This window comes from Streptomyces sp. NPDC004647, assembly GCF_040609575.1.
GTDB lineage: Bacteria > Actinomycetota > Actinomycetes > Streptomycetales > Streptomycetaceae > Streptomyces.
This window is the reverse complement of sequence record NZ_JBEXKU010000140.1, coordinates 1-11724: the sequence shown is the minus strand read 5'-3', so window position 1 is coordinate 11724 and position 11724 is coordinate 1. Positions and strand designations below refer to the sequence as shown.

At 70.7% G+C, this 11724-nt stretch carries 9 protein-coding genes; 4 read left to right on the top strand and 5 right to left on the bottom strand.

Annotated features, from left to right (window positions below; translation table 11 throughout):
• Positions 1-148 precede the first annotated feature (148 nt).
• Genes ABZW18_RS33135 through ABZW18_RS33115 form a run of 5 tightly spaced genes read right to left on the bottom strand, consistent with a single transcriptional unit; the run spans position 149 to position 5661 of the window.
• Positions 149-1459, bottom strand: a complete 1311-nt coding sequence (locus ABZW18_RS33135; RefSeq protein WP_356194838.1) for a DUF58 domain-containing protein — start codon at positions 1457-1459, stop codon at positions 149-151.
• A gap of 18 nt (positions 1460-1477) precedes the next feature.
• Positions 1478-2443, bottom strand: coding sequence for a MoxR family ATPase (locus tag ABZW18_RS33130; RefSeq protein ID WP_356194836.1), 966 nt, complete (start codon positions 2441-2443; stop codon positions 1478-1480).
• A complete protein-coding gene (locus ABZW18_RS33125; protein WP_356194834.1) occupies positions 2440-3678 on the bottom strand; it encodes a DUF4350 domain-containing protein in 1239 nt (412 codons plus the stop codon). The genes ABZW18_RS33130 and ABZW18_RS33125 overlap by 4 nt, the downstream gene beginning before the upstream one ends.
• Positions 3675-4340 (bottom strand): DUF4129 domain-containing protein, encoded by a 666-nt coding sequence (locus tag ABZW18_RS33120; protein WP_356194841.1) that lies wholly within the window; start codon positions 4338-4340, stop codon positions 3675-3677. The genes ABZW18_RS33125 and ABZW18_RS33120 overlap by 4 nt, the downstream gene beginning before the upstream one ends.
• A 31-nt stretch (positions 4341-4371) precedes the next feature.
• Positions 4372-5661 carry a hypothetical protein gene (locus ABZW18_RS33115; protein WP_356194832.1) on the bottom strand — a complete coding sequence of 430 codons (1290 nt, stop codon included), beginning with the start codon at positions 5659-5661 and terminating at the stop codon, positions 4372-4374.
• A 185-nt stretch (positions 5662-5846) separates the two neighbouring features.
• On the opposite strand from ABZW18_RS33115, the gene mtnA reads away from it, so the two are divergent.
• From mtnA to ABZW18_RS33095, 4 genes are all read left to right on the top strand, one after another.
• The gene (gene mtnA, locus ABZW18_RS33110; RefSeq protein WP_356194830.1) at positions 5847-6974 is read left to right on the top strand and encodes an S-methyl-5-thioribose-1-phosphate isomerase; all 1128 of its coding nucleotides are present in this window, start codon (positions 5847-5849) and stop codon (positions 6972-6974) included.
• A gap of 15 nt (positions 6975-6989) precedes the next feature.
• Positions 6990-7679, top strand: a complete 690-nt coding sequence (mtrA, locus tag ABZW18_RS33105) for a two-component system response regulator MtrA (protein ID WP_356194828.1) — start codon at positions 6990-6992, stop codon at positions 7677-7679.
• Positions 7680-7767: 88 nt separating this feature from the next.
• Complete coding sequence (gene mtrB, locus ABZW18_RS33100) at positions 7768-9723, top strand: MtrAB system histidine kinase MtrB (RefSeq protein ID WP_356194825.1); 1956 nt, start codon at positions 7768-7770, stop codon at positions 9721-9723.
• Positions 9713-11551 carry an LpqB family beta-propeller domain-containing protein gene (locus ABZW18_RS33095; RefSeq protein ID WP_356194823.1) on the top strand — a complete coding sequence of 613 codons (1839 nt, stop codon included), beginning with the start codon at positions 9713-9715 and terminating at the stop codon, positions 11549-11551. Before mtrB ends, ABZW18_RS33095 begins: the two co-directional genes overlap by 11 nt.
• The last annotated feature ends 173 nt before the right edge of the window (positions 11552-11724 follow it).

Here is an 11724-nt window from a genome sequence, read left to right as displayed (position 1 = left end):
GGGAGAGTAGGACGCCGCCGAACAATCATTAGCCGCCGCCCCCGGATCACACGATCCGGGGGCGGCGGCATTTCTGCGTTCCAAACCCTTAACCCCCCAAGCGGTGCTTGGGGGGTTAAGTCATTTCTGCGTTCAGGAGTTCAGGACTTTAGAGACGGCCGGCGGCCTTAAGTGCGAGATAGGCGTCCGCGAGCGCGGGGGCGAGTTCTTTGGGAATGGCATCAACGACGGTGACTCCATGTCGGCCGAGACGATCTGCCGTATGACGGCGTTCGGACTGGGTCCGGGCACCCGCCGCCGCCTCGTAAACGCCGTCCAGCGAGCCGCGAGACTTTCCCATTTCTTCGATCCGAGGGTCGGCCACCGAGGCCAGCACAACCGTGTGCCGGTGAGTGAGCTGAGGCAGGACGGGCAGCAGGCCTTCTTCCGCCGGGGCGGCGTCGAGGGTGGTGAGGAGAACGATCAGAGAGCGCCGTGGTGCTGTCCGCAGGGCTGTGGCCGCCAGGCCCCGCGCGTCGGTCTCGACGAGCTCGGGCTCCAGCGGGGCGAGGGCATTGACCAGTGCAGGCAGCACATCACCTCCGGTGCGGCCCTGGACCGAGGCTCGGACACGCCGGTCATATGCAAGCAGGTCGACACGGTCACCGGCCCGGGTGGCAAGGGCGGCGAGCAGCAGCGCGGCGTCCATGGCGGCGTCCAGCCGGGGGGCGTCGTCCACTCGGCCGGCCGAGGTGCGGCCCGTGTCGAGGACGAGCAGGATGCGCCGGTCCCGCTCGGGGCGCCAGGTGCGTACGGCGACGGTGGATTGCCGGGCCGTGGCCCGCCAGTCGATGGAGCGGGTGTCATCACCGGGGACGTAAGCGCGAAGGCTGTCGAATTCGGTGCCTTCACCTCGGGTCAGAATGCTGGTGCGGCCGTCGAGCTCACGGAGACGGGCGAGCTTGGCGGGGAGGTGCTTGCGGCTGGTGAACGGAGGCAGGACTCGCACCGTCCATGGGACCTGGTGGTGGCCCTGCCGGGCCGCGAGACCCAGCGGCCCGTGGGAGCGGATGGTGACACGGGCCGCTCGGCGGTCGCCGCGGCGGGTGGGACTGAGCGTCGTGGTGATGCGACGCCGCTCTCCCGGAGGGATTGAGACCTCGTGACGGGAGGAGGCTGAACCGCTTTCGGAAGCCCAGCTGCTGGGGGGCCAGGCGTCACGGAGGTCGGCCCGCAGCACGCGGCGCGAGGGGTTGCCGACGGTGAGGGTTGCGTACGCCCGTTCACCAAGTCGAACGGATGTATCACCGGATCGGGTGAAACGGAGCTGACGCACTGGCGCGGCGAGTGCAAGGTCGCACAGAATTGCCAGGACAAGGGGGACATCGACAGCGAGGATGCCGGTCCAGTTGGGGAGCAGGAGGCCGGTCAGAAGAGCGCCGAGGGCGGCGATCAGGGCGGCGCGTCCGGTGAGGGCCAAGGTTCTGTTCCCGTCGGCTCAGCGGGGCACGGGGACATTGGCGAGGACCGATGTGATGACTGAGTCGGCGGTGACGCCTTCCATCTCGGCTTCCGGCCGAAGCTGGATCCGGTGGCGGAGTGTGGGCAGGGCGAGAGCCTTCACATCGTCGGGGATGACGTAGTCACGGCCGGTGAGCCAGGCCCAGGCGCGTGAGGTGGCGAGAAGGGCCGTGGCTCCGCGAGGGGACGCGCCCAGCGACAGCGAGGGGGATTCGCGCGTGGCACGACAGATATCGACGACATAGCCGGCGATCTCGGGGGACACAGCGGTCTTGGCGACGGCGGCGCGGGCCGCTGCCAGATCCGCAGGGCCTGCCACGGAGCGTAGGCCGGCAGCTTCGAGATCGCGTGGGTTGAAGCCTTCCGCATGGCGGCTGAGCACCTGGATCTCGTCCTGGCGGGACGGGAGCGGGACCGTCAGCTTGAGCAGGAAGCGGTCGAGCTGGGCTTCGGGGAGGGGGTAAGTGCCCTCGTACTCGACCGGGTTCTGCGTGGCGGCGACGAGGAAGGGCTCGGGAAGCGGACGGGGTGTGCCATCGACGGAGACCTGGCGCTCCTCCATGGCTTCGAGGAGGGACGCCTGAGTCTTCGGCGGCGTCCGGTTGATCTCGTCGGCGAGCAGCAGGTTGGTGAAGACCGGCCCTGGCTGGAAGGAGAATTCGGCGGTCCGTGCGTCGTAGACCAAGGATCCCGTGACATCACTGGGCATCAGGTCGGGGGTGAATTGGATACGTTTGGTGTCGAGTTCGAGGGACGCGGCGAGAGCGCGTACCAGCAGCGTCTTGGCCACTCCCGGTACGCCTTCCAGGAGGACGTGGCCGCGGCACAGAAGTGCGACGACCAGGCCGGTGACGGTGGGGTCCTGGCCGACCACTGCCTTGGCGATCTCGGTTCTGAGCGCCTCGAGGGAGGAGCGGGCGCTGTCGGAGGTCGGGGCGCTCACGGAGTGCGGTCCCTTTCGGTCGGGGGTGATGCGGAGACCGGGTGTGATCCGGCGCTGGACGTGATGCGGCGTTCCAGAGCGTCGAGGTCGTCGGCGAGCCGGACAAGCGCGGCGTCGTCTGCAGGGGCAGGGCCGAAGAGCAAGTTCTGGATGTCCGGAGTGGGTTCAGGCAGCTTTCCGGCGACCGCGGGGCACAGACCGTGCGGGCTGTGCGCCTGGGCCGCAGGCAGGCCCAGGAGGGGTGCGAGGCGGGAGCGGGTGGCGGAGCGCAGGGATTCTGCCGCTCGATCGCGGGCGTTCGCCTGACGGTAGAGGCGGGCGCGGCCCTCGGTCGCCTCCGATGCGCGGATGGCGACGGGCAGTTGCTCGAGGACGAGCGGACCCAGTCTGCGGGCCCGCCACAGTGCCGCGAGCACTGCGGCGATGGCGAGTTGGAGCAGGGCCCAGTTCCAGCCCGCGGGGATGAGGTCGAAGAAGCTGCTGTCGCCGCCGTCGGCGGCCGCGGTGTCTCCGAGGGAGGGGAGGTACCAGACGAGATGCGGATGCGAGCCGAGGAGTTGGAGGGCGAGCGAGGCGTTGCCCCGCTCGGCCAGACGGTCGTTGAGGAGGATGTCGGGGGCGCCGAGCAGAACGGTGTCGGAGCCGTTCGACCCCGGGAGGCGGAGCAGGGTCGGCAGCCCGCCGCTGAGGTAGCAGGCGTCTGCGCCGGAGGCGGAGGAGGCATAGCGGACACCGCCCATGTCGGCGTCTCCGGCCCGTCCGGCGAGCGGCAGGGAGCAGTCCGGCGAACGGACCGTCACCGCGGTGGAGGCAGCGGTGCGGACTCGCGGAGCGAGCTTCTCGGCCGAGGCTTCGCCCGCGGCGACGAGGACAGTGCGGCCGCCGGAGACGGCGAAATCGTGGCGCAGCATGCGCTGCTGACGTGGGGTGAGCCGGTCAGGGTCGGCGATGAGGAGGGTCGTGTCCGGGCCGGCGGCCGCCCGGGCGGCGTCGGTGGTCGTCACGACCCGGGTGGTGACACCGCGGTCGGCGAGGAGTTCGGCGACGGCCCGGCTGCCGAAGCGGTCCGCCGACCGGGGGTCGAGACGACCGCGCTGCTCGCCGGAGCGTACGGCGGCGATGACCACACCCGCGATGAGGAGGACGACGACGGCGAGCAGCAGACCGCGGGAGCGGGTCCACAGCTGCCGGGCGGTGGGGGATGCCGAGGTGGCAACGCCGGCGGTCCCCGTCATCCGGCGCCCCCGGCGGTGGTCGCGCCGAGCAGCGGCTTGCTGCGCTCCAGGTCGAGGTCGAGATCGCGCAGACGGGCGTACTCATCGGCGGTGGCATGGCGGCCGCCGTATGTGACGTCGTCGAAGTCCTGGGCCGCGCTGTGCAGACGGTCGGCGTGGCCGGGCAGCGACCGGCCTGCCTCGGCGGCGGCCTCGTCGGCGGTGCGACCGGGGCGGGGGTCGAGGAGGGCGCGCTCCTCGAGGGAGCGGACGACGGCGCGCATACGTTCCTGGACGGCCTGGTCCCACTGGTGGTCGGCTGCGTGGCGTTCGGCGGCGGCGCGGTGTTCGGCGGCGCTGCGCACGCGGTTCTCGAAGAGCGTGCCGCCACCGGCCGGGCCGCGGCGCAGGGCGCCCAGCCGCAGCCGCAGAGCGATCACGAGGAGCACCACGACGACGACGATGACGAAGAGGCCGAGCGTGCCGCCCGGGGTGGCCCCGGATGCGGCATTGAGCAGGTCGTCGATCCTCTGCCAGAACCAGTCGAGGACACGCTGGAAGAGGCCGGGTTCGTGCTCCTGGTACATCGGCTTGGAGAGTTCGCGCTCCGCTGCCTCTCGGGCGGGTACGCGCGGGATCGTCACCGGTACCTCGTCGTCCGCGCGCACCGCAAGGTACGCCATCGCAGCCGTGGCCCCCGCCGCGATCACCGCATCAGCTCCCCGGCGTCGTGTCGTGCGGCTGCTGGGCGCTCGGCTGTCGCACGCCCTGCTCGGGAATTCCAGCGGCTCGGGCCAATTCCAGATCCAGAGCTTCGCGGCGGATGCGCTGGTCCATGTAGAGGAGAGCCGTGACCCCGGCGCTGATCGGGAAGGTGATGGTCGAGCTGATCACCGCGCCGATGCCGATGATGACCAGGAAACTCCAGGTGGCGGTGACGCTCTCGCCGGAGAGCCAGTCCATGGCGCCTTCGCCGCCGACCACCGTGGCGACGATGCTGGTGGGGATCTCGATCACGGCAGAGACCATGAAGACCAGGATCATGGTGAGGACCTGGATCCCGCAGATGCGCCACCACGATCCCCGTACGAGCTTCGCGGAGCGGCGCAGGGATGCGATCACGCCCTGCTTCTCGAGCATCAGTGCGGGTGCGGCCAGGCTGTAGCGGATCCAGAGCCAGATCGCGAGGGGCACGGCGGCCAGGGCGCCGAGAACGGCGAGTGCGGCCCCCGCGCCGGAGCCGCCGGTCGCGGACACGATGAGACCGGGCGCCACCGCGACAGCGGCGACAGCGGTGATGAGCAGGGGCAGCAGGAAGAGCAGGCCGAAGAGGCGCGGCAGCTGCGGCCGGGAGTGGCGCCAGGCCTCGGCGATCGAGACAGAGCGCCCGAGGACGGCACGGCTGACGACGATCGTCAGCATGGCGGTGGCGATGATCGTGCCGAGCATGCTGATCAGCCAGGTGACTCCGGTGCTGCCGAGAGTTCCGCCCAGCGCGTCCATGGTCTCGTCGAAGGACGGGTTCGGGTTGTTCTCCAGGCCCTCGAGGCTGGTGGAGTCGCGGAACCAGATGCCCGTGGCGACAGTCGCCGCGGTCTGGATGACGAAGGCGACGGCGAGGGAGATGCCGAGCACGGTGCGCCAGTGAGCGCGCATGGTGGACACCGCGCCGTCGAGGATCTCGCCGACGCCGAGCGGGCGCAGCGGGATGATGCCGGGTTTGGCCGCAGCCGGGGGTTGGGCCCATCCGTTGCCCCATCCGGACTGCCCGCCCCGATTGCCCGGGCCGCCCCAGCCGGGGCCGGGAGGAGGGGTGGGGCCAGGGCCGGTGGGCGCTGCCCACTGGCCGGCGGGCGGCTGCTGCTTGGACCAGTTCACCGGTGGGGCGGTGGCGTCGTCCGGTGCGGCCTGCCCCGGTTGCCCCGGCTCGTTCCCGGGGCCACCGCGCCCCGGTTCGTCGGAGGGGGCGGATCCGGGCGAAGCCCAGCCCGGAGAGTCGTTCATCATCGCTCCTTCACGGTGCCCGTCCGCGATTCCGACTGGGCTCCGGTGGCGGGGGAACACCCCCCGGGAAAGCACAGCAACGGCCGGTTGGCTGCCATCGTGCCATGGTGCGTCGGCGTTCGTACGGGGCCCCGTACCTCCGCCACACCTTCAAATACCTGTAGCGGACGGGGCAGACTGGGCGAATGGCTGATCAGGACGTGGTACCTCCGGTGGTCGACGGACTACCCGCAGTTCCCTCCTTGCGCTGGGACGAGCCGCCGGAGGGTCCCGTACTGGTGCTCCTCGACCAGACGCGGCTCCCGGCGGAGGAGGTCGAGCTGGTCTGCACCGACGTGCAGGCGCTGGTGCAGGCGATCCGTACGCTCGCCGTACGAGGGGCGCCACTGCTGGGCCTCGCGGGTGCTTACGGCGTCGCGCTCGCCGCCGCGCGTGGTTACGACGTGGACGAGGCGGCGGAGCTGCTGGCCCACGCGCGGCCCACGGCGGTCAATCTCGGTTACGGGGTGCGGCGGGCCGTCGCCGCGCACCGCCGGGCCGTGGATGAGGGCGCGGACCGGGGCGGGGCCGCTGCTGCCACGCTCGCCGAGGCACGGGCGCTGCACGGAGAGGACGCCGAGGCGAGTGCGCGGATGGCGGAACACGGGCTGGCACTCCTCGGTGAGCTGCTGCCGGGTGGCGGCCATCGGATCCTCACCCATTGCAATACCGGTGTGCTGGTCTCGGGCGGGGAGGGGACGGCGTTCGCCGTGGCGCGCGCCGCGCACCGGGCCGGGGAGCTCAGACGGCTGTGGGTCGACGAGACACGACCGCTGCTGCAGGGCTCGCGGCTGACCGCGTACGAGGCGGCGCGAAGCGGGATGGCGTACACGCTGCTCGCGGACAACGCCGCGGGTTCGCTCTTCGCGGCGGGGGAGGTGGACGCGGTTCTGATCGGCGCGGACCGCATCGCGGCGGACGGGTCGGTGGCCAACAAAGTGGGCAGCTACCCGCTGGCGGTGCTCGCGCGTTTCCACCATGTGCCGTTCGTCGTGGTCGCCCCGAGTACGACAGTGGATCCTGAGACCCCGGACGGGAAGTCGATCGAGGTGGAGCAGCGGCCCGGGCACGAGATCACGGAGCTCTCGGCTCCGTTTGTGCCGGTGGCGGGCGTGGAACCAGGGAGCGGGATACCCGTGGCGCCGCTGGGGACACAGGCGTACAACCCCGCTTTCGACATCACTCCGCCGGATCTGGTGACCGCGATCGTCACCGAATCAGGGGTGGTTTCGCCCGTCACGCCGGAAGGGCTCGCCGAGCTGTGTGCCAGGTAACGATTAGCTAATGGGATGATGTCGATTATGAAGGGACGCGTCCTGGTCGTCGACGACGACACCGCACTGGCAGAGATGCTCGGCATCGTGCTGCGTGGCGAAGGCTTTGAACCGTCGTTCGTATCGGACGGCGACAAGGCTCTGGCTGCCTTCCGCGAAGCCAAGCCGGACCTGGTGCTGCTCGATCTGATGCTGCCCGGCAGGGACGGCATCGAGGTCTGCCGGCTCATCCGGGCCGAGTCCGGAGTACCGATCGTCATGCTGACCGCGAAGAGCGACACGGTCGACGTGGTGGTCGGGCTCGAGTCCGGCGCGGACGATTACATCGTCAAGCCGTTCAAGCCGAAGGAACTTGTCGCCCGCATCCGGGCGCGGTTGCGGCGCTCCGAGGAGCCCGCGCCGGAGCAGCTTGCCATCGGCGATCTGGTGATCGACGTGGCGGGCCACTCGGTGAAGAGGGAAGGACAGTCGATTGCGCTGACTCCACTGGAGTTCGATCTGCTCGTTGCGCTGGCGCGCAAGCCGTGGCAGGTCTTCACACGTGAGGTGCTGCTCGAGCAGGTCTGGGGTTACCGGCACGCGGCCGACACACGGCTGGTCAATGTGCACGTACAGCGGTTGCGCTCGAAGGTCGAGAAGGACCCCGAGCGGCCGGAGATCGTGGTGACCGTGCGTGGTGTCGGCTACAAGGCCGGACCAGGCTGACGTGTCCGGGAACGGAGCCGCTCCGGAGGCCGGAGCTTCGGGGGGCGGACCCCCGGAGGGTGCGCGCGAGGGGCGGCCCGTTGACCCGGTGGGTAAGATATCCCTGTTTGATCGATTTTGGCAGGGTGGTCATCTGCTTCAGGACGGGGCGCCGGGAGGCCCGGTCCACCCGGTGCTACGGCTCCTGGTGCGCTGGGTCCGTCGGCCTTTGCTGCCGGCCGTACGGCTGTGGCGGCGCAATATCCAGCTGCGGGTCGTCGCGACCACGCTGCTGATGTCTCTCGGCGTCGTGCTGCTGCTCGGCGTCGTGGTGATCGGGCAGGTGCGGAACGGTCTGCAGGACGCCAAGCAGGGCGCGGCGCAGAGCCAGGCGGCCGGTGGTTTCAATGTCGCCCGGGAGAAGGCCGACACCGACGCCAGGGGCCAGGGCGGAGGGCCGGTGGACAGCCGCGGCTCGCAGAACTCCAGCGGGTGGCTGACCGACCTCGTACAGCAGCTGGCCAGTGGTGGGCAGGGCGTGTATTCGGTGGTGGCGCTCAGCTCCGATACCGAACAGCCGTTCGTGGATGACAGCCGGGGCAGCCGTGCGCCGCGTGCCTCGGGCCTGGTGGAGCCCGAGAGGAGCGTGCCGACAGAGCTGCGGCAGGCCCTCGACGCGGAGCCCGGGACGCATGAGCAGCACACCAGGATCTTCCGGGGAGCCGGGGACGGCGGAGAGCCGGCCCTGGCCGTCGGCAAGCAGCTGAACGACGTCAACGGCCACCCGTACCAGCTGTACTACTTGTTCCCGTTCACCCAGGAGGAGAAGTCGCTGAGCCTGGTCAAGGGGACGCTGGCGACCGCCGGTGTCTTCGTGGTGGTGCTGCTCGGCGCCATCGCCTGGCTGGTGGTGCGGCAGGTCGTCACCCCGGTACGGATGGCCGCGGGCATCTCCGAGAGGCTGGCCGCGGGCCTGCTGCAGGAGCGGATGAAGGTCACCGGTGAGGACGACATCGCCCGGCTCGGCGAGGCCTTCAACAAGATGGCCCAGAATCTCCAGCTGAAGATCCAGCAACTGGAGGACCTGTCGCGGATGCAGCGTCGCTTCGTCTCGGATGTGTCGCATGAGCTGCGCACCCCGCTGACGACCGTGCGGATGGCCGCCGACGTCATCCATGAGGGACGGCAGGACTTCGACCCGGCGACCGCCCGGTCCGCGGAATTGCTGCGCGGCCAGCTGGACCGGTTCGAGTCGTTGCTCGCCGATCTGCTGGAGATCAGCCGGTTCGACGCGGGAGCGGCGGCCCTGGAGGCCGCCCCGATAGACCTGCGAGACATCGTTCACCGGGTAATCGAGGGCACCGAGCCGCTGGCCGAGTGCAAGGGCAGCCGGGTCGTGGTGCGCGGCGACGCCCAACCGGTGATCGTCGAGGCGGACGCCCGGCGCGTCGAGCGCGTGCTGCGCAACCTGGTGGTCAACGCGGTGGAGCACGGCGAAGGCCGGGAAATCGTGGTGCGGCTGGCCGCAGCGGGCGGGGCCGTGGCCGTCGCCGTGCGGGATTACGGCGTCGGGCTCAAGCCCGGCGAGGCGACCCGGGTCTTCAACCGCTTCTGGCGGGCGGACCCGGCACGCGCGCGTACCACCGGCGGCACCGGTCTCGGCCTGTCGATCGCGGTCGAGGACGCGCGGCTGCACGGCGGATGGCTGCAGGCCTGGGGCGAGCCGGGCGGCGGCTCCCAGTTCAGGCTGACGCTGCCGCGAACGACGGGCGACGCTCTGCGCGGCTCCCCCATACCTCTCGAGCCCGAGGATTCGCGGCGCAACCGGGGACTGATCGATGCCGGCCTGCCGCACGGCCGTGGGGGGGCGGCAGGCGTGCCTGCCCAGCCGCGCACCACGCAGCCGACCGCCGGCCCGGCCGCGATGCCGGGCAATGGGGCCCGGGTCGTGGCGCGCGGAGGGGGCGCGCGGGACAGCCGGGACAGCGGAATACGCCCGGCGCGGCGCGGACCGCAACAGGACGACCGGGAACCCGAACGGGAGGGCGAGGCGCGTGGGCTCTGACCGGCACACCAGCCGTCGATGGAGCCCGCTGCGGGTCTCCGCGCTGCTCGGCTGCGGAGCCCTTCTGGCGGCGGGCTGTGCGTCGATGCCGGACAGCGGGGAGGTCCACCGGGTGGACGCCTCGCACCGCGCGGATGCAGACGCACAGGTGCGTGTGTTCGGCGTTCCGCCCCGTGCGGGGGAAGGGCCGAACGACATCGTGCGCGGATTCCTGGAGGCCACCACCAGCGACGAGGCGGACTTCAAGACGGCGCGCCTGTATCTCACCCGAGCTGCGTCGAAGAGCTGGAAGCCGTTCTCGCAGACCACGGTGGTCGAGGACGGACCCGCTCCCCGTATGGACAGCCCCGGCGGTGAGCGGGGCGAGAACGGTGCCACGGCCGAACTGATCGGCAAGCAGGTCGCCCGGGTCGACGAGAAGCAGGCTTACAAGCCGGTCAAGGGCATGTACAAGACGAAGATCCATCTCACGAAGGTCGGCCAGGAGTGGCGGATCGACGCCCCGCCCGACGGTCTGGTGCTCGGCGAGTCCGACTTCCAGCGCATCTACCGGCCGGTCAATAAGTACTACTTCGCCGGGACGGATGGCGACGAGCGGGCCTCCGACGCCCAGCGGGAAGTCCTGGTCGCCGACCCGGTGTATCTGCGCCGACGCATAGACCCGCTCACGTCGACGGTGAAGGCCCTGCTCGAGGGACCCACCAGCTGGCTGGAGCCGGTGGTCGACACGACGTTCCCGAGCGGTGTGGAACTGGTGGACGACAGCCTCTCGCTGGACGACTCCAACGGACTGCGGGTACGGCTGAATGCCCGGGCGTCGCGCGTGGGGCCGCTTCAGTGCGACCGGATGGCGGCGCAGCTGCTGTACACGGTGCAGGACCAGGCCTCGGCGAAGATCAGCATGGTGGAGCTGGCGGACAAGGACGGCAACGAGCTGTGCGTGCTCAACCCCGGGGAGGCCGCGGTGTACGCACCGGCGGGTCTGCGGAAGCACGCCGAACACCAGTACTTCATCGACGCGCAGCACCGGCTGGCGAGCCTGTCCGACGGCAGTGACGAGCCGAGCCGGGTGGAGGGGCCGTTCGGGGACGGCACGGTGGAGCTGGGCTCGGTCGGGGTCGACCGCGGCGAACGGCTCGCGGCCGGCGTCTCGCTGGACCGGCGCTCGCTGTACGTGGCTCCGATGAGCTCCGGCGCCGAGCGGGGGGCGGCGAAGCTGCACAGCAGTGCGGGGAGCGAGAAGGACGCCCTGACGGCGCCCAGCTGGGACGGGAACGACAATCTGTGGGTCGCCGACCGGGATCCGGACCGGCCGCGACTGCTGCGGCTGGCCGCCGGCGCCGAGAAGCCGCAGGAAGTGGTGGTGCCCTCGCTGGGTGAAGGCCGGATCGAGGGACTGCGGGTCTCCTCCGACGGGGTGCGGATCGCCTTGTTGATCAAGCGGGACGGCCGTACGTCACTGGAGCTGGGGCGGGTCGAACGGACCGGTGCCGGAGCCGGCGAGCCGTCGCTGTCGGTGAATGACCTTCGCTCGGTGGCGCCGCAGCTGGAGGATGTGGAGTCCGCGTCCTGGGCCGGCAGCAGTCGGCTGGTCGTCGTGGGCACGGAGTCCGGCGGGGTGCAGCAGCTGCAGTACGTGGAGACCGACGGATCGTCGTCGAACACCCCGACCCTGCCGGGCATCAATGGAGTGCGGGCGGTGGCGGCCTCGGAGGACGAGAGCAAACCGCTGATCGCCGACTCCGCCGACGGGATCGTACGGCTCCCCCTCGACGCGAACTGGAAGCTGGTGACGGAGAAGGGCTCCGAGCCGGTGTACCCCGGCTGAGGTCCCGGCTGGCCAGCAGTTTCCCGAGGCTGCGGCTCCCGAGGCTGCGGCTCCCGAGCCGCGGCAGGACGACCGAATCCCCGGATCCCCGAAATCAGGGGGTCCGGGGATTGTCGTACCCCGGAAACCGGGGTCCTCGAATCACCCGGAGCCCCGGGGGTGGAGTTGCGGAC